General features: G+C 68.4%; 24 protein-coding genes. 10 read left to right on the top strand and 14 right to left on the bottom strand.

From position 1 onward, the window contains the following. Nucleotides 1–68: 68 nt before the first annotated feature. Entirely contained in the window at nucleotides 69–4,070 is a 4,002-nt protein-coding gene (locus tag ACIHA7_RS06075) for a hypothetical protein (RefSeq protein ID WP_397286011.1), read from the bottom strand. A 132-nt stretch (nucleotides 4,071–4,202) separates the two neighbouring features. Then, complete coding sequence (locus tag ACIHA7_RS06070; protein ID WP_397286009.1) at nucleotides 4,203–5,255, bottom strand: NAD(P)-dependent alcohol dehydrogenase; 1,053 nt, start codon at nucleotides 5,253–5,255, stop codon at nucleotides 4,203–4,205. Between the two features lie 175 nt (nucleotides 5,256–5,430). On the opposite strand from ACIHA7_RS06070, the gene ACIHA7_RS06065 reads away from it, so the two are divergent. Next, complete coding sequence (locus tag ACIHA7_RS06065) at nucleotides 5,431–6,519, top strand: S1C family serine protease (RefSeq protein WP_397286007.1); 1,089 nt, start codon at nucleotides 5,431–5,433, stop codon at nucleotides 6,517–6,519. Here ACIHA7_RS06065 and ACIHA7_RS06060 read toward each other — a convergent pair. Further along, on the bottom strand, nucleotides 6,516–7,082 hold the full coding sequence (locus ACIHA7_RS06060) for a vitamin K epoxide reductase family protein (RefSeq protein ID WP_397286005.1): 567 nt from the start codon (nucleotides 7,080–7,082) through the stop codon (nucleotides 6,516–6,518). The genes ACIHA7_RS06065 and ACIHA7_RS06060 overlap by 4 nt on opposite strands. Further along, a complete protein-coding gene (locus tag ACIHA7_RS06055) occupies nucleotides 7,079–7,855 on the bottom strand; it encodes a DsbA family protein (protein WP_397286002.1) in 777 nt (258 codons plus the stop codon). Before ACIHA7_RS06055 ends, ACIHA7_RS06060 begins: the two co-directional genes overlap by 4 nt. A 190-nt stretch (nucleotides 7,856–8,045) precedes the next feature. On the opposite strand from ACIHA7_RS06055, the gene ACIHA7_RS06050 reads away from it, so the two are divergent. Beyond that, nucleotides 8,046–8,906 (top strand): LLM class flavin-dependent oxidoreductase, encoded by an 861-nt coding sequence (locus ACIHA7_RS06050; protein WP_397286000.1) that lies wholly within the window; start codon nucleotides 8,046–8,048, stop codon nucleotides 8,904–8,906. A gap of 5 nt (nucleotides 8,907–8,911) precedes the next feature. On the opposite strand, the gene ACIHA7_RS06045 is transcribed toward ACIHA7_RS06050, so the two are convergent. From ACIHA7_RS06045 to ACIHA7_RS06030, 4 genes are all read right to left on the bottom strand, one after another. Continuing rightward, the gene (locus ACIHA7_RS06045) at nucleotides 8,912–9,760 is read right to left on the bottom strand and encodes a polyphosphate kinase 2 family protein (RefSeq protein ID WP_397285998.1); all 849 of its coding nucleotides are present in this window, start codon (nucleotides 9,758–9,760) and stop codon (nucleotides 8,912–8,914) included. A gap of 30 nt (nucleotides 9,761–9,790) precedes the next feature. Next, entirely contained in the window at nucleotides 9,791–10,510 is a 720-nt protein-coding gene (locus ACIHA7_RS06040) for an ESX secretion-associated protein EspG (protein WP_397285996.1), read from the bottom strand. Nucleotides 10,511–10,515: 5 nt separating this feature from the next. Further along, the gene (locus tag ACIHA7_RS06035) at nucleotides 10,516–11,154 is read right to left on the bottom strand and encodes a hypothetical protein (protein WP_107659614.1); all 639 of its coding nucleotides are present in this window, start codon (nucleotides 11,152–11,154) and stop codon (nucleotides 10,516–10,518) included. Nucleotides 11,155–11,238: 84 nt separating this feature from the next. Beyond that, complete coding sequence (locus ACIHA7_RS06030; RefSeq protein ID WP_397285994.1) at nucleotides 11,239–11,631, bottom strand: hypothetical protein; 393 nt, start codon at nucleotides 11,629–11,631, stop codon at nucleotides 11,239–11,241. Between the two features lie 180 nt (nucleotides 11,632–11,811). On the opposite strand from ACIHA7_RS06030, the gene ACIHA7_RS06025 reads away from it, so the two are divergent. The 3 genes from ACIHA7_RS06025 to ACIHA7_RS06015 all read left to right on the top strand — a co-directional run bounded on the left by ACIHA7_RS06025 (nucleotide 11,812) and on the right by ACIHA7_RS06015 (nucleotide 14,495). Then, on the top strand, nucleotides 11,812–12,525 hold the full coding sequence (locus tag ACIHA7_RS06025; RefSeq protein ID WP_397285992.1) for a GntR family transcriptional regulator: 714 nt from the start codon (nucleotides 11,812–11,814) through the stop codon (nucleotides 12,523–12,525). A 57-nt stretch (nucleotides 12,526–12,582) separates the two neighbouring features. Next, nucleotides 12,583–13,827, top strand: a complete 1,245-nt coding sequence (locus ACIHA7_RS06020) for a serine hydrolase domain-containing protein (RefSeq protein WP_397285990.1) — start codon at nucleotides 12,583–12,585, stop codon at nucleotides 13,825–13,827. Nucleotides 13,828–14,111: 284 nt separating this feature from the next. Beyond that, nucleotides 14,112–14,495 carry a hypothetical protein gene (locus ACIHA7_RS06015; RefSeq protein ID WP_397285988.1) on the top strand — a complete coding sequence of 128 codons (384 nt, stop codon included), beginning with the start codon at nucleotides 14,112–14,114 and terminating at the stop codon, nucleotides 14,493–14,495. A 78-nt stretch (nucleotides 14,496–14,573) separates the two neighbouring features. Here the strand turns inward: ACIHA7_RS06015 and ACIHA7_RS06010 are convergent, their stop codons facing one another. The 5 genes from ACIHA7_RS06010 to ACIHA7_RS05990 all read right to left on the bottom strand — a co-directional run bounded on the left by ACIHA7_RS06010 (nucleotide 14,574) and on the right by ACIHA7_RS05990 (nucleotide 20,157). Further along, the gene (locus ACIHA7_RS06010) at nucleotides 14,574–15,764 is read right to left on the bottom strand and encodes a serine hydrolase domain-containing protein (RefSeq protein ID WP_397285986.1); all 1,191 of its coding nucleotides are present in this window, start codon (nucleotides 15,762–15,764) and stop codon (nucleotides 14,574–14,576) included. A gap of 146 nt (nucleotides 15,765–15,910) precedes the next feature. After that, the gene (locus ACIHA7_RS06005) at nucleotides 15,911–16,543 is read right to left on the bottom strand and encodes a class I SAM-dependent methyltransferase (protein WP_397285984.1); all 633 of its coding nucleotides are present in this window, start codon (nucleotides 16,541–16,543) and stop codon (nucleotides 15,911–15,913) included. Between the two features lie 70 nt (nucleotides 16,544–16,613). Next, nucleotides 16,614–17,864: a saccharopine dehydrogenase family protein gene (locus ACIHA7_RS06000; RefSeq protein WP_397285982.1), complete on the bottom strand. Its 1,251-nt coding sequence runs from the start codon at nucleotides 17,862–17,864 to the stop codon at nucleotides 16,614–16,616. Nucleotides 17,865–17,882: 18 nt separating this feature from the next. Further along, on the bottom strand, nucleotides 17,883–19,319 hold the full coding sequence (locus ACIHA7_RS05995) for an ABC1 kinase family protein (protein WP_397285980.1): 1,437 nt from the start codon (nucleotides 19,317–19,319) through the stop codon (nucleotides 17,883–17,885). A gap of 154 nt (nucleotides 19,320–19,473) precedes the next feature. Further along, a complete protein-coding gene (locus ACIHA7_RS05990) occupies nucleotides 19,474–20,157 on the bottom strand; it encodes a TetR/AcrR family transcriptional regulator (protein ID WP_397285978.1) in 684 nt (227 codons plus the stop codon). 236 nt (nucleotides 20,158–20,393) lie between these two features. Here ACIHA7_RS05990 and ACIHA7_RS05985 point away from each other — a divergent pair, with 236 nt between their 5' ends. The 5 genes from ACIHA7_RS05985 to ACIHA7_RS05965 all read left to right on the top strand — a co-directional run bounded on the left by ACIHA7_RS05985 (nucleotide 20,394) and on the right by ACIHA7_RS05965 (nucleotide 24,552). After that, complete coding sequence (locus ACIHA7_RS05985) at nucleotides 20,394–21,728, top strand: DUF445 domain-containing protein (protein ID WP_397285976.1); 1,335 nt, start codon at nucleotides 20,394–20,396, stop codon at nucleotides 21,726–21,728. 104 nt (nucleotides 21,729–21,832) lie between these two features. Beyond that, nucleotides 21,833–22,336, top strand: a complete 504-nt coding sequence (locus ACIHA7_RS05980) for a helix-turn-helix domain-containing protein (RefSeq protein WP_397285974.1) — start codon at nucleotides 21,833–21,835, stop codon at nucleotides 22,334–22,336. Then, a complete protein-coding gene (locus ACIHA7_RS05975; protein ID WP_397285973.1) occupies nucleotides 22,333–22,998 on the top strand; it encodes a heparin-binding hemagglutinin in 666 nt (221 codons plus the stop codon). The genes ACIHA7_RS05980 and ACIHA7_RS05975 overlap by 4 nt, the downstream gene beginning before the upstream one ends. A gap of 129 nt (nucleotides 22,999–23,127) precedes the next feature. Continuing rightward, entirely contained in the window at nucleotides 23,128–23,418 is a 291-nt protein-coding gene (locus ACIHA7_RS05970; RefSeq protein WP_379291257.1) for a DUF2516 family protein, read from the top strand. Between the two features lie 93 nt (nucleotides 23,419–23,511). Next, nucleotides 23,512–24,552, top strand: a complete 1,041-nt coding sequence (locus tag ACIHA7_RS05965) for an alpha/beta fold hydrolase (RefSeq protein ID WP_397285971.1) — start codon at nucleotides 23,512–23,514, stop codon at nucleotides 24,550–24,552. A gap of 18 nt (nucleotides 24,553–24,570) precedes the next feature. On the opposite strand, the gene purU is transcribed toward ACIHA7_RS05965, so the two are convergent. Next, on the bottom strand, nucleotides 24,571–25,461 hold the full coding sequence (gene purU / locus ACIHA7_RS05960) for a formyltetrahydrofolate deformylase (RefSeq protein WP_397285969.1): 891 nt from the start codon (nucleotides 25,459–25,461) through the stop codon (nucleotides 24,571–24,573). Nucleotides 25,462–25,512: the final 51 nt, after the last annotated feature.

Genomic DNA, 25,512 nt, shown 5'->3' with positions numbered 1-25,512 from the left:
GGCACTGAGGTGCGCACAACAGCACGCCACCGGGCCCAGGGAGTCCGATTCCCGGGGCCCGGTGCGGATCAGATATCGATCGAGCCGGCCGACGGCAGCGGTGTCCGCCACAGGGTGCCGATGAAATCGAGCATGCGCTGACGGACGTCGTTGCCGTAGGACGGGTTGTTCCCCGCGATCGCGATCGCGACGAAGTACGCCGACCCGCGACCGGTGCCCCGCAGCACCGGCGCACTGCTCGACATCGGCAGATAGTGCTTGCCCGCCAGGTTGTTGTGGCCACGGATGGCGACGGCCTGGATGGTGACGGTGGCGAACAGCGCGTCCCAGTCGGCGTTGCTCGACGCGGTGGCGTAGTCGTCGTTGCTGGCCAGCTCGACCCCCTGGGCGGCAAGGCTGCTCGCCAGGTTCGTCCACCGGTCCTTGACCGCGGTGATCCGGGCATCGTCGCCGGTGTAGGTACGCACGAAGTCCACGATCGGCAGGTAGGCGGCCCGCCCGGTGGATTGGATGGCGCCGCGGCCGCGGAACTTGTAGAAGTCCGCCTCCTGCAGGAACGCGGTCGAGCTGTCGATCGACGTCGGCACGCCGGCGGGCCAGGTCGTGCCCCGCCACTCCGGGCGGTCGCGCACGGCCTGGTCGGTGGGTGCGAGGGTGCCGAACGCGGCGAGGTAGATCGGGTCGTGGAAGCAGGCGAACGCGGTGTGATTGCCGTTGCCCGTGTTGTAGGAGGCCTTGGTGAAGGCCGCCTCGCCCGGCCGCTGGATGAGGAAGGAGTCGAAGGCGTAGGACAGGCCGGGATGGCCGTATCCGCCAACGGTTTCCGCGCCGCGGAACTGCAGCTTGCCACCCGTCTCGTGCAGGAACTTGGCCATCAGCGTGGCGAATTCCGGCAGCGTGATCCCCTTCGCGCCGACGCCGCGGTCGGTGCCGACGATGGGCGGGAAGGCATTCCAGGTCTCGATGAAGCGGTTGAGCGTGTCGGTATCCATCGACATCGACAGCGGTCCCCAGCTGCCCCGCCCGGCCAGCGTCGCGGTGAACCAGCCCGCGAAGGTCTTGCCGGTGACATCGAGGAAGTAGTTGTCGATGTCGGTGGCGTCGAAGAACTCGACGGCCGCGGCCTGACCGAGCTGCGCGTCGGTCGCCGCCGTAATCGGCACGGAGGCCGTGGGTTTCCTGGTCGAGGCGTTCGTGTAGTCGGGGTCGTAGGCGCCGCGTAGCGCCCTGGCGTACGCCTCCTTCGCGGCCTCGGCGGTGATCAGGTTCTTCGCCTGCGCGTTGCCGAGCACATGCTGCAGGTCCTGCAGATCCTGGGTGGTCGTCGACGAGCGGTCACTCGGCGAGGTGCGGCCCGCGCCGAGCCCGGCGGCCGGTGCGGCCGTCGATCCGTCGCCGGAGCCCGCGCCGGCGCTGCCGTACTTGGACTGGATCTCGCGCGCCTTGGTGGCGGCCTCGGCGATCGAAATCGTGTTGTCGGACAGCTTCTTCAACAGGTCGGCGACCTCGGCGCGGCCCGACATGTCCCGGAAGATGCCTGGCGTGCCGAGCAATTGCAGTGCGGCGGCCAGCCCCACCGGATCCGGTGCCGGACTAGGCGCGACGACATTGACCAGCGACTGCGGGAACGGCGTCGGCGTCGGGTTGGTCGGCACCGGTGTCGGCGTGGTCGGCACGACGGGCGCGATCTCCGGGGCCTGGATGGGGATCGGGTGCTCCTCCCACTTCCAGAAGCGGGTGTTGTCGATCTCCTCCGCGACATTGCAGTGGCCCAGTTTGCCTTCCGCGAACACGCCGCGGGTCGGCATGGTGATCAGCCGTTCGGTCTGCGCCTCGGGCGGCGGGTCCATGACGACGGTCCCCGCCGCCGTCAGCGGGTACGCGACATGGTTGCCGAAAACCTCGAGCGGTGTCGGCACGGCCATGTCGGCGAGTGTCTTGCCGTCCGCCCACGGCTTCGTCTCGAAGGCCACGCTGATATCCGCGGTCCGGGTGGCCAGCATGACGGCGCGGTTGTAGTAGGCGTTGTTCGTGTTGACATGGTCGATGAGTCGCTGGGCGTGCTGAAACTCCTCCGGCGTCAGCGATTTGGCGGGCGACCAGGTGGGCGGCAGATCGGCGGGGCGGGGGCCGGGGCGCCGGATGAACGTGACGGTGTTGGAGGACCCGTTCTGCCGGAAGAACAGGTCCACGTCCACGTTGTCGAGCAGCGCGATGGCGCCGCCGGGATGAAAGGCGTTGATCGCCAGGCGATCCGCCCGCCAGTTGTTGTCCTCGTGCAGCACGAACTCGAACCCGACCAGGTCGCGCCACGGCACCGGCTGGTCCGGCTTGGAGATGAAGCTGGCCGTGGCCGTATCGTTGAGCCGCTCAGCGGTATTGACGTTGCGGGTCAGGTCGCCCTTCTCCCATTCGAGCAGCAGCGGGCGGTGCACCACATTGTTGCCGTCCAGCAGGATCAGGTTCAGCATCACCTGCTGGTCGGTGGTGTCCCCGCCGCCCTCGGAGGGCTTGACGTAGAACTCGAACAGGCCGAATCGCAGATCACCCTCCCAGAACTGGGGCTGCGGCTTGTCCAAGGTGGCCGGGTCGACGCCGTGCAGCAGCTGGTTCCTGGCGACCAGATCCTTCTTCGCCAACGCCGCGAAGCCCGGCGCGAGGGCCGGGTCCAGCAGCACCGGCTCCAGGACGGCCCGGTGCCGCAGCAGTTGGGCGTCGTCGAAATCGGTGATGGGCGCGGGGTATTGGACCAGCACCGCCGGGCGGCGGCGCACCCATTGCACCGCGACCCGATAGTGCCGCAGCACTTCGTAATACAGGATCGTCAGGGTGTGCGCGTGGTTGTAATTGGAGAACGTGCGGGTCTGGATCGACTCGTGCTCCTCCTGCCTGGCCTGCACCACGACCGTCGAATTGATCTCGCGCAGCGCCGAACTCGCCTGACTGAAGCTGTCGCTGAGCCGCTGCACGTTCTCCGCGGTCAGGTCGCGGCTGCCGTCGCTGGTCGCGGTGCTGCCGCCCATGCTCCAGGCATCGCCGACCGCGGCGCCGAGGCCGACGACGCCGACGTTCGCGCTGCCGCTGCCGCCACCGGAGTGCGCCACCCCGCCCATGAAATTGGACCCGTGCTGCATTTCGCGCAGCCCGGCCTGCACCGTCTCGCTGATCGTGCGGTCCCGGTGCGTCCGGTGCAGCACGTCCTCGGTGAGCTTGGTCTGCTCGTCCCGGCGGGTGAGGCTGTCCCACGACCAGTCCAGGATGGCGAGCTTCACCGATTCACCGGGTGCGAGCGGCAGGCTGTAGAGGATCTCGCCGAGCGAGTGACCGAGGGCGCTCCAGGTGACCTTGTACTCATCGATGTAGGCCGCGCGGTAGGGCTCGGGGATGGTGATGCCGGGTGGATCGTCGCTGAGCCGAACCACCTGCCGGGTGGTGAATTCGTGCAGCGACAGCGTGGCCGGATACAGGTTTTCGCAGCCGTTCTCACCGACCAATTGGTTGGGGTTGGTGGCGAACGAGGACGGTGACAGCTGCCAGTCGGTGAGGCTGGGATTCTGCATGGTCGCCATCCCGCCCTCGTAATGCGGCGGCGCTATCCCGGTGGGCGGCAGCACGATTCGGCCGACCACCGCGCCCGCGGTGAACCGGTTCTGGTCGAGCACGTCTACCCACTCGGCGGCGCCGTAGGCGAGGGCGCGGATGGTCATCGTTTCGCCGCCGTCGAAGTCCTCGCCCGCATCGGCGAGGGCGGCCGCGCCGTAGCGGCGCACGGCGACCGTGTTGTCGAGCCTGCGGCTGACCGGCGCGGGCAACCGGGTCAGGTCGAAGGACACGTACCCGACATGGTCGGTCCACAGCACGCCGAGCGGTGCGGCCCATTCGATCTCGGACTCGCAGTCCGTCGATTCGTCGGACGTGGCACTGGCCGTCTGGTCGCCGATGGTGTGCGGTTCACCGTCGCACCGCCGCACCACCACCTCGGCATAGACCGGGTGCCGCGCGATCGCGGCGCCTGATTCTTTATCGATGAGGAAAAGCCCGAGATTCGTGTGCGAGCGCACCATGTCCATGCCGGATCCATTTCTTCCGAGTGCTGCCGGAAATTTGCGTGGATCTGGAAGGTATCTGCGGAATTATGCCGCCGTCCCGTGTGCGTTTCGGTGATCGGACCGGGTCGACCAATTCTGCGGCGGTGCTCGGCGTCAGATGGTCGACACGTCGATGACGAAGCGGTAGCGGACGTCGCTGGCGACCACGCGGTCGTAGGCGCCGTCGATCTCGTCGGCCGAGATCACCTCGATCTCCGCGCCGATGCCGTGTTCGGCGCAGAAGTTCAGCATCTCCTGGGTCTGCGCCAGGCCACCGATCATCGACCCGGCCAGCGAGCGCCGGTAGCCCGCGATGGTGAACGGCTTGACGGTCATCGGGTTCTCCGGGAGACCGAGGATCACCAGGGTGCCGTCGAGGTTCAGCAGCTTGAGGTAGTCGTCGATCGGCAGATCGGCCGAGACGGTGTTGAGGATCAGGTCGAACCGGCCGCGCAACTCGCGGAAGGTCTGCCGGTCGCTGGTCGCGTAGTAGTGACTGGCGCCGAACCGCTTGCCGTCGTCCTGCTTGCTCAGCGAGTGGCTGAGCACGGTGACCTCGGCGCCGAGCGCGGCGGCGATCTTCACCCCGACGTGCCCGAGGCCGCCCATCCCGATGATGGCGACCTTCTTGCCCGGCCCGGCGTTCCAGTGCCGCAGCGGCGAGAACAGGGTGACGCCGGCGCACAGCAGGGGTGCGGCCTGGTCGAGCCCGATCCCCTCGGGGATGCCGACGACGAAGTTCTCGGTCACCACGATCTGGGTGGAGTACCCGCCCATGGTGTACCCGCCGGGCTGGACGGCCGGATCGACGGGCGTGTTGTAGGTCATGGTCGCGCCGCGGGTGCAGTACTGCTCCTCGTCGGCCAGGCACGGCCCGCATTTACCGCAGGAATTGACCATGCAGCCGACACCGACGCGGTCACCGACCTGATATTTGGTCACCTCGGGCCCCACCGCCGCGACCAGACCCGCGATCTCGTGACCCGGCACACAGGGGTACTTGGTGCCGCCCCACTCGTCGCGTGCGGTGTGAATGTCGGAATGGCAGATACCGGCGAATTTGATGTCGATCAGCACATCGCGCGGACCCAGGTCCCTGCGTTCGATCGTCACCTTCTCGAAGGCGCCATCAGAGGCGGAAACGGCATACGCAGCAGCAGAGGTCATGCATACATGCCTACCGCCGCATGCCTCCACTTGCCAAACATGACACATAACGGACACGCCTGAATTACGAACACGCGGGTATTTCGGCGGGCACCGGCGGTCATCGAACCGATTTCGATCTACGGTGAAGATCTCCGGCCACAATGGAATTCGCATGGCATCGAGGCGGAGTGCGATGAATGAGCAACGGTATGGGGGCCGCGCGCTGGCGATGATCGTCGCCGCGCTGCTCGCCGTGGCCGGATTCCTCGGTTACCGGGGTGAATTGCCGGGCTGGCCGCTCGGGGCGAGCGAGCTCCCCGCGCCGATCATCGAGCAGCCCCCGCCGCCGCTCGACCCGCTGGCCGTCGCCGCCGTGGTGGACCCGGCGCTGGTGGATATCAGCGCGTCGGCCGCGCCGTTCGGGCTCGGCGCCGCCGGTTCGGGCATCGTGCTCACCCCCGACGGTCAGGTGCTGACCAGCCACCATGTGGTCAAAGGCGCGGACACGGTGCGCGTCACCGATGTCGGCAACGGGCGCACCTACGACGCGGTCGTGCTCGGCTACGACGCGGGCGTCGATATCGCGCTGCTCGCGCTGTCCGGCGCGGCCGACCTGGTGACCGCGCGCATCGGCAGCTCGGCCGGCGTGCGGGTGCGCGACGAGGTGCTGGCCATCGGCAACGCGGGCGGGCTCGGTGGCACGCCGACGGCGATCCAGGGCACCCTCACCGATCTGGACAGCACCATCGTCGCGTTGAACTCCGCGGACCTGTCCCGCAAGCCGCTCACCGGGCTGCTCGAGGTCGCCGCGGCGGTCAGCTCGGGGCAATCCGGCGGTGCGCTGGCCGACCGGGCGGGCGCGGTGGTCGGCGTGATCGCCGCGGCGTCGGGCGATCCGGCGCGCGCGACGAGCAGGCCGCCGAATGGTTACGCGGTGCCGATCGATACCGCCATGCGGGTGGTCGAGCAGATCCGCTCCGGCATCCCGACCGACACCGTGCACATCGGCCCGACCGCGACCCTCGGCGTGCTGACCACCGACGCGAAACCGAGTGGGGCACGGATCGATCTGGCGCTCTACGGACTACCCGCCTACGCGGCGGGGCTCGCGCGCGGCGAGGTGATCACGGCCGTGAACGGTCGCGTGATCACCTCGGCTCGCGCGCTGCACGCGGCGATCAACGTGCACAAGCCGCACGACACCATCGAGCTCGAGATCCTCGATGTCGCGGGCGGCCGTCGCACGGTCTCCCTGGTGCTCGCGCTGGGCACGCCGAACTAGACCAGCGAGAGCCAGTAATCCTGGAACCGCAGGAAGATCAGCAGCAGCACCACCGCGTAGAACAGCGCGACGATGGTCCAGCGCCACTCCGCGAGCACCCGCAGCGGGCCGCGTGACCCGCCCCAGAGCTGATCGGTGACCACCGCGAGCAGCGGGGTGATCACCGCCCACACCACCATGCAGTACGGGCACAGCGCGTTGATCCGGTACAGGCTCTGGAAGATCAGCCAGCAGACGAAGCCGACACCGGCCGCGAGGCCGAGCCACAGCCCGCCCCAGATCCATTGCGGGAACCCCACCCCGACCACCGACAGGACCCCGAGGGTGACCAGCACCGAGAAGCCGACGATGCCGATCAGCGGGTTCGGGAACCCGAACACCGCGGCCTGCTCGGTCACCATCACCGAGCCACAGGACAGGATCGGATTGATGCTGCAGGACGGGGTGTAGCCGGGGTCGGTGAACAGCTTGAACCGCTCGACGGTCAGCGCCACCGATGCCAGCCAGCCGGCCAGCCCGCCGAGCAGGAGTATCCAGGCGGCCCGGGGCGGGGCGGTGATCACTGCGCCGCGGCGGCGGCGATCACGGGTGCGAGGCCGCCGGGTCCCATGAGCTCTTGGCTCGACTGGATCTGCTTGCCGTTGACGAAGACCGACGGGGTCGACTTGATGCCGCTGTTGAGCACCTCGTCGGTGCGGGCCTGGATGTACTTGTCGTACTTCACATCCGTGATGCAGCTCGCCACCGAGTCCGGGTAGCCCGCGGTCTTCGCGATCTGGACCAGCTTGTCGTCGGGCAGGCCCGCGCCGCCCTCCGGGGGCTGCTGGGCGAACATCGCCGACACCCAGGACATGTACTTCGACGGATCGGCCTCCGCGACGCAGTAGGAGGCGTTCGCCGCGCGCGTCGAGTAGCGGGTGCTGGAGGCCTTGTCCAGGAACGCGATCACGTTGTACTCGACCACCGCGGTGCCGTTCTGCACGGCCTCGTCGAGCACCTTGCCGTTGGCCTGCTCGAAGGCCTTGCACGCGGGGCACTGCAGGTCGGCGACGACCCGGACGGTGACCTTCGCATCCGGCTTGCCGATCCGGATGGCGCCGTTGTCGGTGATCGTTCCGGTGATGCCCGACGCGTTCTGGTTCGCGGCCGCCGCGATGGCCGGGCTGGGCCCCGGGTCGTCCCTGCGGGCCTTCTTCACCGCGACACCGATGCCGATCGCCGCGATGAGCGCGATCAGTACGGCGGCCACGGCCACCTGGATGAAGATCTTGCGGTTGCGGTCGGCGCGATCCGCCGCCAGCAGCGGGTTCTTCTTCCCACCCGGGTTCTTGCTCACCGTGCGTTCACCACGCCTTTCGCTCGACTGCCGGTACCTGCCGCCACGATGGTAGATATGGAAACTCGTCCCCGCGTGGTCGGGCCACGGCCACATCATCGTGGGTCAACCTGAGAGATTCCGAAATATCCGGCACAGACGCGGCCGCGAATGTCGCGCGCTGTCGGACCCGGCGGGTAGGAATGGTCGGATGACTGTCCTCGGTGCCGTATTTCGCCCACAGAATCCGCCGGAGCGGCTGCGGGCCGTGGCCATGGCCGCGGAGGCGGCCGGGCTCGAACAACTCTGGCTGTGGGAAGACTGCTTCCTGGAGAGTGGAATCGCCAGTGCCGCAGCGGCGTTGGCGTGGACCGAGCGGCTGGGTGTCGGTATCGGGTTGCTGCCGGTGCCGCTGCGGAATGTGGCGCTCACCGCGATGGAGGCCGCCACGCTCTACCGCCTGTTCCCCGAGCGGGTGCAGCTCGGCGTCGGCCACGGCGTGCAGGATTGGATGGGGCAAGTGGGGGCGCGGGTCGAGTCCCCAGTCACGCTGCTCGGTGAGTATCTGGACGCGTTGCGCGCGTTGCTCGCCGGCGAACGGGTCACCACCTCCGGTCGCTACGTCCAGCTCGACGATGTGGCGCTGGATTGGCCGCCGCCGGCACCGCCGCGGATCTACGCGGGGGCTCGTGGACCGCGCTCGATCCGGCTGTGCGGCGCGCACGCCGATGGGACGCTGCTGGATTCGATCACCGATGCCGACGGCGTGCGCGCCGCGCGGGCGCTGATCGAGCAGGGCCGCGCCGCGGCGGGGCGCACCGACGAGCACGTGATCGTCGCGAGTCTGCTGGCCGTCACCGGCCCGGACGCCGCGGCCAGGCTGGCCGCCGAACGCACCCCGCAGCACGCGCCGGGCGCGGGCGTCGCCGGTGACGCGCACGCCGTGGCCGCCGCCGTGCGCGCCCTGGCCGCGGCGGGCGCCGCCACCGTCATCGTGCAGCCGACGGCCGACGAGCCGGACCCCGAAGGCTTCGTCCGCTTCGTCGCCGAGGAGGTCCGCCCGCTCGTGTGACCGGGTCAGGCTTGGGCGAGGCGCCGCATCTGCTCGGCTACGTCGAAATTGGCCGGCGGCCAATCGAGGTCGAGGCCGGTCAGCGCCTCGATCAGGAGTTCGGTGACGGCGAGACGGGAGAACCATTTGCGGTCGGCCGGGATGACGTGCCACGGGGCGTAGTCGGTAGAGGTGCGGTCGAGCATGGCCTGGTAGGCCTCCTGGTACGCGGGCCAGAAGCCGCGCTCGTCGATGTCGGACGGGTTGAACTTCCAGTACTTGTCCGGTCGTTCCAGGCGTTGCATCAACCGCTTCTTCTGTTCGTCGAGGGAGACGAACATGGCGACCTTCACCAGCGTGGTGCCCTCGTCCACCAGCTCGCGCTCGAAGGTGTTGATCTCGTCGTAGCGCGGTTCCCACTCCTTCTGTGGAACCAGGTTGTGTACCCGCACCACCAGCACGTCCTCGTAGTGCGAGCGGTCGAAGACGCCGAGCTGCCCGCCGCGCGGCAGCGCGTTGCGGATGCGCCACAAATAGTGGTGGCGCTGTTCCTCCTCGGTCGGCACCCCGAACGCGTGGTGGTCGACGCCCTGCGGATCGACCGAGCCGATGACGTGGCGGACGATGCCGCCCTTGCCCGCGGTGTCCATGCCCTGCAAGACCAGCAGCACATTGCGCAGATCGCCGGATCGTCCATTGGCGTAAAGCTTTTCCTGCAGACCCGACAGCACGACGGTGCGCTCGGCGAGCAGCTCCTGGCCCGCCACCTTGTCACCGTCGAATCCGGGCGTGCCGGAGGTGTCCAGGTCGGCGATCTTCAAGCCGTCGGCTTTCAGCGCCTCGGTGGCCGGAACAGACCAGTTCTTCTTCGCCATCTCCCACAACTACCACAGCGGGCCCTCGCCTCAGCGGATGTGTGCGAGCCCGATCAGCTGGGCCGCGAAGTCGTCGTCGGAGACCGGGGTGAGGATGAGGTCCTGGGACGTGGTCAGCAGGTAGCGGCCGTCGCCGGTGAAGTCGAGCCAGGTGCGGTGGCGCGTCGGCGGCGACATCGGGTTGTCCGGTTCCACGGTGACGGTCAGGAAACCGCGACCGTCCACCGGCTTGCGCAGCGTCTGCCGGAATCGGGCGGCGCCGCGGTGCCCGTTGGTGACGAAGGGCTCGGCGCGGTCCGGGCCGAGCACCGCGTCCTGCGGCTCCCGCATCGCGGCGAGTTTGCCGGCCGGGGCCGAGCCGATGGTCTGCACCAGCCGCTCGCCGACCGCACGGGCGTGGCACATCAGCACGGTCACCTTCTCCGGGGTGGCGACCAGGATGCCCGCGTGGTTGTGCACCACCGCGGCGAAGGCGAGGATGCGCTCGGTGTCGGCGCCGGAGCCGTTGCGCGGGGGCGTGTTCCGCTCGCCCGAGACGGTGATGGTGGTCGCGTCGGAGCGGCCGCACAGCATGAGGGCGGCGGCCAGGTCGGGGTCGGCCTGCCTGGCGAAGCGCTGCGGCAAACGCAGTGCGGCGTACTCGGATTCGGTGCGCACGGTGGCCGCGGGCACCATGTTGACCGGGTATGGCCTGCGGTCCAAGCTGGTTTCGTTTTCCCAGACATGCGAGAACTCGTCCGGGGTGAGCACCCATTTCACTGTCCGGCGCCCCCGTCGCCCGCGGGCAGTGGTCCCTCGGGTGGTGGGGTGAAGCGCGGCACATGATTTCCGGAGGCGGGCATGGTCGGGGCGTAGACGTAGGTCATCGTGTCCCTGACATCGGCCTCGATGTCGGCCGCCGCGCTGTCGTGGGCCATCCGCCGCTTGCCGCCGTACACCGCCTCGGCGGCCGGATCGTCCAACGGCCGATACGGCACGGGCGGCGGAATAGCGGCCCGGATGGCCTGCGCGGCATCGCAATTCAGCTCGAGTAAGCGCGCCACCGCCCGGCAGACATCGTGGGCGTCGGTCCCGGCGAGAACGAACTGCCGGGTGGCCCGTAACGCGGCGTCGGCGGCGCGACCCGACCAGCGGGCGAACTCCCGGTTGGCGGTGTCGGAGAAGGCTTGGAACGCTTCGGCTATCGCGTCCGCGTTCGACTGCCACACCGCCGACGCGTGGCCGAGCGCGGCCGGGTCGAGTGCTTCGTGGACGAGGTCCCAGATCTCCTGGTGGCTGTAGGAGCCGAAGCGTTCCCGCTCCGGTGCGTACGCGGGATCGGTTGTGCCGGAGCGTAATCCGGCCAGTTCCTGGCGGATGTGCTCGGCGGCCGCGCGGGCGGCGGAGTCTGCCACGGCGGGCCCCTCAGCCCGCTCGACGGTGCCCGGCCGGGCCGGGTGTGGGGTCAGCGCACGCCTGCGGCCCGACGCGGGGATGTTTCATCGTGCCTCTAAGTGTTCGGCGACCAGGTCGAGGGCGGCCTTGTGCGCGGCTTCGGCGTCGGCGAACTTCTTGCCCGCCGCCAGGTAGGCGGCCTTGAACAGCAGCGCCGTCTCCTGGAAGGCGGCGAGGGTGTCCAGATACTGCCTGCCCTTGCCGTTGAAGCCGCGGGTAAGGCCTTGTCCGCTCGGCAGATTCGGGAATCCGGTCACCTCGGTCACCAGATGTCCGGTGGCCATGGCCCGGTGCAGGTCCTCGACGAGCTGGTCGCAGGCGGCGGCGAGGTTCTCGGCGACGTCGGTGGCCAGCTCGAAGGGGCGGTCCCCGCTCGCGCCGGTGGCCGCCGCGTACAGTTGCCTCGCGGTCCCCTGCCCGGTGTCCGGTACCGCCATCTGGGAACCCCCTCTGTTCGGTCCACTGGCGTAGCGCCGTACTGGATGGGCACTCTACCGGGCGGTAACCCCTCTGGGGACCTGCTTGGTCTCGCGCTATGGCTGTGATGTGGGGCACGATTGTCACATTCTTCTCCCGGCCCGCGCCGACCGGAGGCGGTGTGCGCAGAGAGGCGACCGGTGCCCGAAATCGATGAAGTCCTGCCGAAATATCTGCGGATATCGGAGTACCTCCGCGATCGCATCGAGCGCGGTGAGCTCGCGCCGGGTGCCGAGGTGCCCTCCGAACGTGAACTCGCCGCCCAGTGGCGGGTGGCCAGGCCGACCGCGGCCAAGGCGCTGAATACCCTGCGGCAGCAGGGGATCCTGGAATCCCGGCGCGGCTCCGGCACCTACGTGGCCGACCGGCCCGGTGGTCCGGTGTTGCGCGAGCAAGTGCCGCGCTACGGTTCGGTCTACGCCGAGGCGGAGCCGGTGACCGTGCTGGCGGCCGCGCTCGTCGCCGCGCCCGACCGAGTCGCCGAGGTACTGGCCCTGCCGAGCGGCGGCCCGGTGATCATGCGAAAGCGATTGACCGACAACGGATCCGGCGGCGCCGAGCTCGTGACGTCCTGGTTCGACGGCGGGCTGGCCGCAGCGGCGCCCTTACTGTTGCGCACCGAAGCCCTGCCCGGCGGCACCCTGCGCTATCTCGAATCGGTGACCGGCCTTCGCGTTGCCTATCTGCGCGACCGGGTCGGCGCCCGGCTCGCCACCGCCGACGAGCGGCGCGTGCTCGGGTTGGCCAGGCCCGCCGCCGTGCTGGTCTGTCAGCTGACGCTGCACGCCGCGGACGACGCCGTGCTCGAGCTCGACGAGATCGTCCACCCACCTGCGACCTGGCTGCCGAGCTGAGCGCCGCGCAGGCGCGAACGATCCTGGACGCCGTCGAACGGTCGATATGCTGGGCGAATGAGCACACTCCCTGGCACGTTGGTGACGGTGGCCGAGGATCTGGACTCGGTGACCACGGTCGGCGACGAGGACGATCCCGCGGCGGCCGCGGTGGCGGCGGCCGACGTCGACGCGCTGTGGGAGTCGGTGCGGGACTGGTACCGGATGGGCACGACACCGGCGATTCAGGTGTGCCTGCGGCGCAACGGGAAGATCGTGTTGAACCGGGCCATCGGGCACGGAAGGGGAAACGCGCCGGGCGACGGGCCGGACGCGGTGCGGGTGCTCGCGACCCCGGAGACGCCGTTCTGTGGCTTCTCCACCGCCAAAGGGGTCGCCGCGGCGCTGATGTTCATGCTGGTGGAGCAGGGCGCTTTTCGGCTCGAAGACCCGGTGTGCAGCTACATTCCCGAGTTCGCGGCCAACGGCAAGGAACGGATCACCATCGGCCATGTGCTGTCGCATTCGGCAGGCGTGCCGTTCGTGACGCCGCCCTACAAAGGGTTCGAATTGGTCGTCGACGAGGAGTTGGCCGCGCAAGGGTTGGCCGATCTGGTCCCCAGTTGGCCGCCCGGGCGATTCCGGATCTATCACGCGCTCACCAGCGGCCTGATCCAACGGCTGCTCGTACAGCGTGCGACCGGAAAACGCATGCGCGAACACCTCGCCGAGCAGGTGCTGGACCCACTGGGCTTCCGGTGGAACAACTTCGGTGTCCGCCCCGAGGACGTCGACAAAGTCGTGGCCGGGGTGAAAACCGGTCCGGGGCCCTCACGCATCTCGAAATACCTGGCGCGCAAGGCACTCGGCGGCGGGATGGGCGGCGCGGTATCGGAATCGGCGACCCGGACCTTCCTCACCGCGGAACTGCCGTCCGGCAATCTCGTCACCACCGCCTTCGAACTGTCGCGGTTCTACGAAATCCTCGCGCGCGGCGGCGAACTGGACGGGGTGCGGATCATGCGCGAAAGCACGCTGCGCGACGCGATCCAACCGGCTGACCGCCTGCCCGGCCTGGCCGGACGGGTGAGTCGGGCCGGCTTCGAACTGGGCGGGCGGCGATCGAAGTTCGGGCGCGACACCCGCACACACTTCGGCCGCAGCGGACTGACCACCCAGTACGGCTGGGCCGACCCGGCCCGTGGGCTCTCCGGAGCCATCCTGACCAGCGGCAAGGCGACCACCGACACGCAGCGACCGTGGCAACTGGTCGCGCAGATCTCCGACCGTGTCGGGCCGAGCGACCGGCCGATGTGGTGGTGATCGGCTCCGCAAGCCCCGGAAAGTAGGGTCGGCGCGAAAGTCGCTGCCGTGTATCAAATTTGGACATACGACCGATAGGGGACTCGGGTGCGGTGAGCGCGCTCATCTCGAGTTGGAGGTCAACCATGTCGCAGTGGAGGAGAAGTCCGCGCACCGTTCGGCAGTCGGTCCTGCTGGCTGTCGTAGCCGGGACGGTGGCGCTCGCTCCCGCCGCGCTTGTCATACCGGCATTCGCAAACCCGGATCAAACCCCGGCTACCACCGCACCCGCCACCATCGCGCCGGTGACCACGGCACCGCCCGTGACGACCATCCCGCCGGTGACCACCGTGCCCCCGGTGACCACCGCGCCGCCGGTGACGACCACGCCGCCGGTGACCACCGTGCCCCCGGTTACGACCGAACCGCCCGTCACAACCCCGTCATTCCCGAAACCCGCTGAGCCGGAGGACCCCTACGGCCCGGACGGTTACGACGTCTGGGGCTACGACCGCTGGGGTTACGACCGCTGGGGCTTCGACAGGTGGGGTTACGACCGGCAGGGCTACGACGAACGCGGTTACACCTCGCAGGGCTGCGCCCGCTCCGGCGAGGACCGGCCGGATGCCGATCGGGTGGCCTGTGAACTGCGCCGGGCCCGGCCGTCCACCGGCAGCGCCGGCAGCTGAACCGGAACTTCCGCTGAGCAACCTCGCACCTCGACCCGTAGCGCGGTAAGCCGCGCGGCGGGTCGAGGTGCGCGACGGTCAACCAGCGCAGAGGGCAGCGTCGACGACGTTGTTCATGGCGGCCCGGTGCAGGAAAGTGGTGACCGGGTCGGGGAATCGGTTCATGCTGAGGGTGACCGCGCGATCCGCGGTCGCGGCGTTGAGGACGACGAAGCCGGTCATCGCGCCACCGTGGCTCCAGCTCTCCAGGCCGCAGGCGTTCACCCGGCGGAACAGGCCTAGCCCGAAATCGTCGTCGCGGAACGGGTCGCCGGATTCGACGGTGCGTTGCATATCGGCCAGCTGCGCGGGCGGGAGCAGCTCGCCGGACAGCAAGGCCATGAAGAACCGATTCAGGTCGGCCCCGGTGGAAACCATCGCGCCATCGGACAGGCCCCACCCGGGATCGATATCGGTGATGTCGACCAGCACGCCGTCGAACTCCTGATAGGCCTGCGGGTGCGGCTGCCGAATGATGTTCTCCAATGGGAACAATGGCCAATAGGTGTCGCGGAGACCGAGCGGGAGAATGATCCGGCGGGTCACCTCCAGCCCCACCGGCTGACCTGTCAGCCGCTGAATCAACTCGCCCGCCAGCAGAAACCCGGTATTGGAGTAGCCGGTACTCGAACCCGGCGCGAATTCGGCGGGTTGATCGAGGCCGAGCCGGATCAATTCCGCCGGTGCACGGGGGGTCTGCAATTCGGCGACGGAGGAGAGGCGCAGCTGCGTCAGGTAATCCGGTATTCCGCTGGTGTGCTGCAACAGGTCTCGCACGGTGATCAGATTTCCGTCGCCGCCGGGCCCGGTGACCACGCCCGGCAGATAGTGTGCCACCGGCGCATCCAGCTGCACCCGCTGTTCCGCGGCCAGCTGCAGCAGCACCGTTGCCACGAATGTCTTGGTGTTGCTGGCGATCCGTACCTGCGCGTTGTCCGGGAACGCGCCGCCGGTCACCAGATTTCCAGCGCCACTGTCGAGTTCGGCGTTCAGGCCCGCCCCGCCGACCACCAGTTGAGCGCCCGGAACACCGAGTGTCCGCACCAATTGATCGAGTTCCGCTTGCAGCTGCTCGAGGGGGGAGCTCGGATCGGCGACCGCTGGGGGAGCGCCGGCCACCATCGAAATCGCCACTGTCACAACGCAGGCCGCCATCATCAACAAATGCCGCACCAGTTCTCCGATTTCGTCGCCTGCTCTCCTCGCGGCCCCGACATCGGGTTCACGCACCGGCGAGGGTGACACCACGGCGAATGTTGGTGGCACAACTACGTTCTGGATGGACACTAGAGGTATCCCCGGCGAGCCGAAGATCGTTTCCGACTCGCGCGGTCCAGTTCGGTGCCGCGCCTACCGAGCGCCCGTGCGACGGCCGTTTACGCAGGCCGGGTGGCGCTGACGTATTGCAGCAGCCGGTGCACGTCCTGTTCGATCTCCACCAGCCCCGCCTCGGCGAAGAGGTCCGGGAACGTTCTGGTGTCGAAGACGCGCAGTCCGCTCCACCCGCCGACCACCCGGCTGGCCTGCCCGAACGGGTTGTCCGCGCGGTAGCTGGTGGTGATGGCGATGCGCCCGCCCGGCGCGAGCACGCGCAGCATTTCGCGGGTGGCGGCGAGGGGGTCGGGGATCAGATAGAGCGCACCGAAGCAACACACCGCGTCGAACGTGCCGTCGGCGAACGGGAGCACGCGGGCATCGCCGCGCAGATAGCCGACGCGCGGGCCCGCATTGTCGGCGACGGCCCTGGCGAGCATCGGCTCGGAGTAGTCGAGGCCGATGGCGAAGCCGTCACCGCTGAGTGCCCTACTCAGGTGGCGGGTGAAATTGCCCGGCCCGCAGGCGATATCGAGGACCTTCTGCGCACCATCGAGCCGCAGTGTGCGCACGGCATCGCGGCGATCAGCGGCCGTGCTGCGCCCGCTGGCCAGATAGAACAGCGTGGGTCGCCATGCCCGCTCGTAGACCGCGGCCAGCGCCGGATGGTTCATGGTGCGTCGCGCCAGGTTCATCGGATCACTCCTGCGTTCATCGGCGGGCGGGACGCGGCGTCGCCACCGATCCCGCCCCGCCGCACTGTCTTCAGGCCCGCGCGACCTCGATGGTCATCCCCGCCGCGCGCAGCCGCTCGGTGAGCGCGTCGCCCATCGCGGCGGCCGGCGTGAGGACACCGGCCAGCTCGGGCTGGGCGTCGGTGTCGAAGGCCAGGCACAGTCCGCTCTCGCCGAGCAGCACCGCGGTCGCCTTGTAGCCGGGATCGCCCTTGCCCGAGAAGGTCGCGACATACTTCGCGCCCGAAGAGGTGCGGGTGAACGTCTTCATGGCGAACCACCCACTCTCGCGGGCTTTTTCGCTCGGGCCGGTGCCTGGCTTGGGCAGTACCCGATCGAGCAGCTTGCGGCCGATCGACACCCGCGACAGCACCGCGCCCGCCGCCATGGTCGCGACGATGCCGCCCGCCATCCCGGCGGCCACCAGCGGTGCGGCGGCCGAGGTGCCCGCGTTCATCACCTCGCGGTAGCGGAAGTTCTTGCCGTACACCCAGCCGAGCAGACCGTTGGTCCGGCGCACGATCTTGGTGTTGTGCGCAGCCATGACGAAGGTGCTCACCCAGCCGTCCAGGCTCGGGTCGATGGCGCTGGCGCGCGAGAGCGCCTGGTCGGACTGGCGGCCGACATCGGGATCCATCGACTTGTCCGGGCTCAGCGAGTAGGGGTGCGACAGCACCGCACCCTTGCTCGGGTCGGCGGCGATCGCCTCCATCATGGCCCGGCCCGAGTCGATGGTGCCGCCGCTGACGCCACCCTTGAGCGAGGCGACCAGCGTGGTCTCCTCCAGCTCGCCGGTGTTGTCCGCGAGCGAGCGCCGGTACAGCTGATACACGCTCAGGTCCGACGGAATCGAGTCGTACCCACAGGAATTCACGATCTTGGCGCCGGTCGCGACGGCCTGCTCGTGGTACCGGTCGATCGCATCCCGGATGAACAGCGGCTCACCGGTGAGATCGGCGTAGTGCGTTCCGGCCTTCGCGCAGGCGGCGACCAGCGGCATCCCGTAGCGCAGATACGGGCCAACCGTGGTGAGCACCACCTTGGTCCGCGCGGCCAGCGCGGCGAGCGCGGCATCGTCGGTGGAGTCGGCCACCACCAGTCCCCAGTCGGCGGCCACCGGACCGAGCTCGGTGCGCACCTTGGTGAGCTTGTCCAGCGAGCGCCCGGCCAGCGCGATGCGCGCGGACTCCGGTGCGGCGGTGAGCAGGTACTCCGCGGTGAGTTTGCCTACGAAACCCGTTGCGCCGAAAAGGACGATATCGAATTCGCGTGTGTCTGCCATGGTCTTCCGTTCTGCGGGTCAGGCATTGGAGCTGGGCTTCGGGGCTTTCTTCGCCTTGGTACGCGGCTTCTTCGGCGCGACCGGCGGGTGCTCGGCCAGCCACGCGTGATGGGCCTTGCCGAGTTCGGTGACGGGGGGCTCGTCGTAGAGCCATTCGCGGGAGATCTGGTGCCAGTTCGCGGTGCAGCCGAGCTGGCCGAGCATGCCGAAGGTGAGGAAGTCGGCGCGCCGGGAGAACAGGTGCTCCGGCGGCAGGTTCTGCTGCTTCATCCCGGCGAACTCGCTGGCCCGCGGATCGACGGCGAGCAGGAAGGCGCCGCTGGCCAGCTCGGGGGTGATCGTCAGGTCCTCGTCGATCAGGCACCATTCGGAGGCGGCCAGCACGTATTCCAGGCATTCCTCGGCGCCGATCTCCTCCGGCGAGTCGATCACGCCGCGCTCGATCATCAACTGCCGCAGGTCTTCGGCGCGATCTTCGGCGGCCGCGCGCAGGCAGGTGAGCTCGAACTGCACGTGCTCGGGATCCATCCGGTTGAACAGCCCGAAGTCGAGGAAGCCGACCTTGCCGTCCGGGGCGAGCAGCACGTTGCCGGGGTGCGGGTCGCCGCAGAACTCGTTGAAGGTGAACAGCGAACCGACGTAGAAGCGATAGATGATCTCGCCGATCCGGTCGCGCTGCGCGGCCGGCAGCTGCCGGATCTCCTCGAAGCCCTTGCCCGCCACGTACTCGCTGACCAGCACGCGGGTGGTGCTGAGCTCCGGCATCGACCGGGGCACCACGATGAACGGATGCCCGGCGTAGAGCTCGGCGATCTGTAACTGGGTGTTGGCCTCGGCCTGGTAGTCGAGTTCGCTCTCCATATTGAGCCGCAGCTCGTCGAGCACGGCGGGAGTGACCCACGGCATCGCCGATTGCAGCACCCTGCGGAACATGGCCAGGTTCTTCAGATCCGCGCGCACCGCGGCGTCGATGCCCGGGTACTGCACCTTCACCGCGACCTGCCTGCCGTCGTGCAGGGTGCCCCGATAGACCTGGCCGATGGAGGCGGCCGCGATCGGCTCGGCCTCGAACTCGGCGAAGATCTTGTTCAGCGGCTGGCCGAAATCCTCCTCGATCACCTGGCGCATCGACTCGAACGACACCGACGGCGCGGCGTTGCGCAGCACCGCGAGCCGCTTCTGGAACCGCTCGCGATGCGCCTCCGGCACCAAATCCATATCCAGCACGGACATCATCTGCCCGAGCTTCATGGCCACGCCCTTCATGGTGCCGAGCACCATGACCACCTGCTCGGTGGTGCGAATCATGGACTCCTCGGCCATCTTCGCGCGCACGGCCTCGGATCTACCCCGCATCGACAGCCGCGCGCGTTGCGTGCGGATCACCGAGCTGGCTGCGACGGCACCTAGCTTGGTGCCACGAGCAAGCCGAGAGGTCGGTACTTGCTTCGCCATCGAGGTACCTCCATTGGTGCCAGTGCGCGGGGCGGTGACGTAGCCCACTGGGCGCACCGCTCGGGTTCAGAGTAGCCAACCTCGCGGCAAAGTCGAGCCCGTCGTCACACTTTTGCTAGCACCCCAGCTAGCACCCCGGAAGTCGGGCGATTGATCAGTTCGCCGAGTTCGCGCCGGGTGTCGGTAGCACGTGCGGCTGCGCGTTGAACACCTCGCGCGAGCCGTTGGCACGCGCCATCCCGTCGATCGCGCTCCAGGCCATCATGGTCAGGTAGTCGATCACCTGCTCGCGCGACATCGTCTTGTTGGTGGTCCACCAGTGCGTTGCCAGCTGGATGCCGCCGACCAGCACATAGGACCAGAGCATCGCGCCCTCGGTCTGGATGCCCTTCTCGGTCGCGCGGTCGATGATCACCGCGGCGACCACCTCGGCGAAGAGTTTCTCGAACTCGGCGAGCGAGGACTGATCGGCCGAGCCGTTGCCCATGATGAACCGATAGACCTCGGGGTCCTCGTCCACCGTGCCGACGTACTCGCCGAGGGCCGAACGGACCAGCTGATACTCGTCCGCGTCGAGGCTGATCGCGCCGTAGACCCGTGGCATCAGGGTGGTCTCGATGAACCGCTGCATGGTCGCGTGGACCAGGTCGTTCTTGTCGGAGAAGTACCGGTACAGCACGGTTTTCGAGACGCCGATCTCGGCTGCGATCTCGTCCATGCCCGCATTGGAGCCGCGTGCTCGAACAGCGGCAAGAGTGCCGTCGACGAGTTCCTCGCGGCGGTCGATCTTGTGCTGGCGCCATCGGCGTTTGCGGCCATCCTGTCGGCCGGTGCGCACCGCCGCCGGTCGGTCGGCGATCTCGCCGACGTCGACAAGGTCATCGGTGGACAGCGTGGGCTCCCTTGTTAGTCGGATTCTCCGTGCGCCTCCAGCTTATGTCCCGGTCGCTGGTGATATGCGCGTTTGGGTCGGGATGCGACAGGTTGCACATCTTCGGCGTGGTCGGCTCGCGAGCGCGAAGGCGCGTGGCCGCCCTCCGGCGGGCGCACCGCTCCGCACAGCAGAATGGAGCCATGGAGAAAGCTCCCGGCAACATCGCGGTCCTGGAAACGCCCCCGGCGCCCGCGGCGGCCGCCCCGTTCGGCTTCGCCGCGGTCCTCGACGAGGAGAGCAAACGCCGCGACCTCTGGCGGATGAAGGCACTGGCCACCGGACTGCTCGCCGTGGCGACGGCGATCTATCTGTTCTGTCGCTGGCTGGAGTCGCGCGGCAGCGAAGGGTGGGTGGACTATGTGCGCGCCGCGTCCGAGGCGGGCATGGTCGGCGCACTGGCCGACTGGTTCGCGGTGACCGCGCTGTTCCGGCACCCGCTCGGCCTGCCCATCCCGCACACCGCGATCATCCGCAAGAAGAAGGACCAGCTCGGCGAGAGCCTCGGCACCTTCGTCGGCACCAACTTTCTGGCGCCGGAGGTGGTTTCGGCCAAGGTGACCTCGGCGCAGATCTCCTGGCGGGTCGGCCGCTGGATGGCCGTTCCCGGCCATGCCGCCCGGGTGGCCGAGGAGAGTTCCACGCTGCTGCGCGCGGTGGTCGGGGTGCTGCGCGACGAGGACGTCGAGCAGATCATCGACCAGACGATCGTGAAGCGGATCGCCGAACCGCTGTGGGGCCCGCCGATCGGCCGGGTGCTCGCGGAGTTGCTCGCCGACAATCGCCAGCTCGCGCTGATCGACCTGCTCGCCGAGCGTGCGCACCAGTGGGCGTTGGGTTCGCAGGAGACGATCGACCGCATCGTCTTGCGCGACGCACCGCAGTGGGCGCCGAAATTCGTCAACATTTTGTTGTCCGAACGGATTTATCGGGAACTGGTGGAGTTCACCTGGAAGGTCCGGTCCAATCCCGAGCACGAGGTGCGGCTCGCGGCGAATCGTTTTCTCGAGGAGTTCGCCGACGATCTGCAGCACGACGACGCGATGATCAAGAAGGCCGAGCGGATCAAGGCGCAGATCATGGGCCGCGAGGAAATCACCGGGATGGCCGAGGCGACCTGGCGCGCGGCCAAACGTTTGATCTTGGAATCGGCCGACGACCCGAACAGCACGCTGCGGCGTAAGGTCTGCGAGAACGTGCAGCAACTCGGCGAGCGGTTGCGCGACGACGCCGACATGCGCGCGAAGGTGGACGGCTGGATCGACCGGGGGGCAAGGTATCTCGTGGAGAACTATGCCGGGGAGATCAGCACCCTGGTCACCGATACGGTTGCCAGGTGGGATGCGGACGAGGCAAGTAAGAAGATCGAATTGCAGGTCGGGCGTGACCTGCAATTCATCCGCATCAACGGAACGGTCGTCGGTTCGCTTGCGGGCCTGGCGATTTACACGATCTCGCAGTTGATGTTCGGCGGCTGAGCCGCAGCGCGCCGAATGTTTGCCGAGAGGGTGCTAGCAGACTGCTTGCAATAGTTAGCACCCTGCCCTAGAATTGAACTCGTACAACCGCCAGAAGGTGAGTGATGGCAGACCAGCCCGAGGTTTCCGCCGAGTACACCGATAGTTCGGCCGAGCAATCGGCCGGCGTCGGAGAAAAAGCGGCCCGCGTGGTGAACGCGGCGCACGACATCGGAGGCTTCATCAGGGCACAGCGAGAGGCCGCGCAAGTCTCGCTGCGTCAGCTCGCCACCCTTGCGGGAGTGAGCAATCCGTACCTCAGCCAGATCGAGCGCGGATTGCGCAATCCATCCGCCGAGGTACTCGCGCAGATCGCCAAGGCACTGCGGGTGTCTTCGGAGGTGTTGTACGTCCGGGCCGGCTATCTCGAACAGCGGCCACACAGCCCGGTCCGGGACGCCCTGCTCGCCGATACGTCGATCAGCGAACGGCAAAAGCAGGTGCTGCTCGAAATCTATGAATCGTTTCGCCGGGAAAACGGAGGGAACGAGCCCGGGGGGGATGGGGACAGCGTCGTTCCGCGCACACCAACCGAAACTCCGCCACGCCAGGAGAACGAAATACCATGACCGAGAAGAACCCGACCGTGACCAAGCCGCTGCTCGCTACCGTCGGTGCCGGCGACGCCATCTACGCCGCCGTGACCGATGTCGTCACCCAGGTGCGGGAGCGGGCCGCCTCGACCGACGTCTCCGCCCGGGTCGACGAGGCCCGCGAGCGCTTCGCCAACGTGCCCGCCGATGTGCAGGCCCAGTTCGAGACGCTGCGCGAGCGGCTCGCCGGACTGCCCTCGGAGCTGCCGGAGGACCTCGCCGAGCTGCGCGAGAAGTTCACCCCCGAGGAACTGCGCACGCTGGCCGACAAGTACTACCACCAGGTGCTCGACATCTACGCCGACCTCGCCGTGCGCGGCGAGGAGACCGTGGAGCGGCTGCGCGCCAACCACCTGGTCGAGGAGCAGATCGAGCGCGTCGAGACGCTGTACAAGGACGCCGCCACCCGCGCGGAGGACGTGCTCGGCCGGGTCAACGGCCTGCTCGGCCGCCCGGCCAAGGTCGAGGGCGAGGTGCCCGCGCCGGTCGTCGACGCGGAGGTCGTCACGGTGACCACCGAGACCACCCCGGCCCCCGAGGAGAACGGTGCGCCGGTCAAGGCCGCCGCGCCCGCCGCCAAGAAGGCCGCGCCGGCCAAGAAGGCGCCCGCGAAGAAGGCCGCGCCGAAGAAGGCATGAGCTGACCGATATGCCGTGCGTCCCGAGCGTTGATTCGTAAGGGCCGCAAGGGTATTGGAGTTCGACCGAGCAACGCCCCCGCACACTCTGGTGTGCGGGGGCGTTGCTCGTATGATGGGTGAGGTGAATATGGTGCACGGATTGACCGGGATGATCCTGCTCGTGCTGTGGCTGGCGGCGCTAGGCGCGACGATCTTTGCGCTGATTCATGCCGTGCGGCAGCGTCCGGACGCGTTTACCGCGGTGGACAAACTGACCAAGCCGATCTGGCTGGCGATCCTCGGGGTCGCGGTGCTGCTGCTCCTGCTCTCGCCCGCGGGTCTCGGGCTGCTTTCCTTCGCCGCCATCATCGCCACCGGTATCTATCTGGCCGATGTGCGGCCGAAGGTGGACGAGGTCCAACGGGGTCCACGCTGGTAGATGACGAATACTCGATAACTTTTCGAGTGCTTGCACTAGCAAGCGGCACGAATCGGAGTTACTGTATCGAGCAGTAACACAAAGGAGTGTCCGATGCGTGCCAAGCTGCCGACTGCGTTGGTGAACTTCCCGAGTCAGCTTCGGGGGTTGCTCGACGCACACCGCGCGAACCTGCGGTCCCGTACCTACGCGACCACGGCGTTCAACCCGCCCACCGTCGTGCCCGAGGTGATCCCGGTGACCACCCGCGACGGTGTCCGGCTCCGCGTCCACTCCTACGGCCCCGCCGACCGCCCCGTGATCGTGCTGGTGCACGGCTGGACCTGCTGCATCGAATACTGGAACGCCCAGATCAACGCCTTCGCCGGCGAGTATCGCGTGGTCGCCTACGACCAGCGCGGCCACGGCGAGAGCGAATACGGCACCGGCGTGCTGAGCATGGAACTGCTCGCCGACGACCTGGATTCCGTGCTCACCGCGGCGCTGCGTCCTGGCCAGCGGGCCGTTCTGGTCGGGCACAGCCTCGGCGGCATGACGCTGCAGGCGTGGGCCGCGCGCTACCCCGACCGCGTCGCCGAGCAGGCGCTCGCCGTGCTGCTCACCAATACCGCGGCCGATCGGCTGGTTTTCGAGACCACCGTGGTGCCGCTGCTGAACCGGCCGATGCGGCTGCTGGAACTGAAGGTGCCGCTGCCGTTCCTGTTCGGGCGCCTCGGGCTCGGCGCCCCGCTCGTCTTTCCGCCGATCGCGCCGGTGCGGTGGCTGTTCGCGCGGTCGATCATGACCACCAAGGCCAAGGGCGACCTGCTCGACTTCAGCATGGCCATCGTGCGGTCGTGTCCGGCCATGGTGCGGGCCAGGTTCGGCAGGCTGCTCGCCGACATGAACGTCGGCGAGGGCGCGCGGAACCTGGTGGTGCCCACCACGGTGATCGCGGGATCGTTCGATGACATGACGCCCGTGGTGCATTCGGAACGGATCGCGGAGATGCTCAGGGAGACCGGACATCTGGCGCGCTTCACGGAGCTGCCGACCGGGCATCTCGGCAATACCGAAGCCTACGAGCAGTTCAACGAGGAGCTGGCGCGCGTCCTGGAATCGGTGCGCCCGCGCCGCGCCGAGATCGCGGGCTGATGTCGCGGCCGCGCGCGCTCAGGTGAACACGACCGTGCGGCGGCCGTGCACGAGCACCCGGCCCTCCAGATGCCAGCGCAGGCCACGCGCGAGCACGACGCGTTCGATGTCGCGACCCTGCCGGACCATGTCGCGCACGTCGTCGGCGTGATCGATGCGGCTCACGTCCTGCTCGATGATCGGGCCCGCGTCCAGTTCCGCGGTGACGTAGTGACAGGTGGCGCCGATCAGCTTCACACCGCGCGCGAACGCCTGGTGGTACGGGCGGGCGCCCACGAACGACGGCAGGAAGCTGTGGTGGATGTTGATCGCCCGGCCTGCCCAGTGCGCGCACAGTTCCGGCGGCAGCACCTGCATGAAGCGGGCGAGCACCACCGCGTCCGGGTTGTGCGAGTCGACCAGCGCCTGTAGCTCGGCGAAGGCGGGCCCGCGCTCGGCCGGGTCCTTCGGGAACGGCACATGATGGAACTTCACGCCGTGCGCCTCGGTCATCTCGGCCAGATCGGGGTGGTTGCCGATCACCGCCTCGATGGTCGCGGGCAGCTCGCCGCTGGCGGCGCGCCCGAGCAGGTCGTGCAGGCAGTGCCCGTCCTTGCTGACCAGCAGCACGCTACGGCGGCGTGCGCCGGAGTCGAGCAGCTGCCACTCCGTCTCCGGCCCCAACTCGGCGGCCACGGTCGCGAATCGGTCGCGCAGCTCCGCGAGGCCGAACGGCACCGTCGCGGCCTTGATCGCCTGCCTGGTGAAGAACCAGCCGCTGTCGGTGTCGGAGTGGTAGCCCGCCTCCACGATCGACCCGCCGAACTCGGCGATGAAGGTGGTGATCCGGGCGATGATGCCGGGACGGTCGGGGCAGCCGAGCGTCAGCACGAAGCGTCGATCGTCCAGGGCGGGTGGAGCGGAACTCATGCCGCTCATCCTTCCAGGTCAGCCTGGAAGGCGGAGCGACAGGTTTGCCAG

This window comes from Nocardia sp. NPDC052316 (assembly GCF_044547795.1).
Taxonomy (GTDB): domain Bacteria; phylum Actinomycetota; class Actinomycetes; order Mycobacteriales; family Mycobacteriaceae; genus Nocardia.
This window is presented reverse-complemented; position numbering and strand designations above follow the sequence as displayed.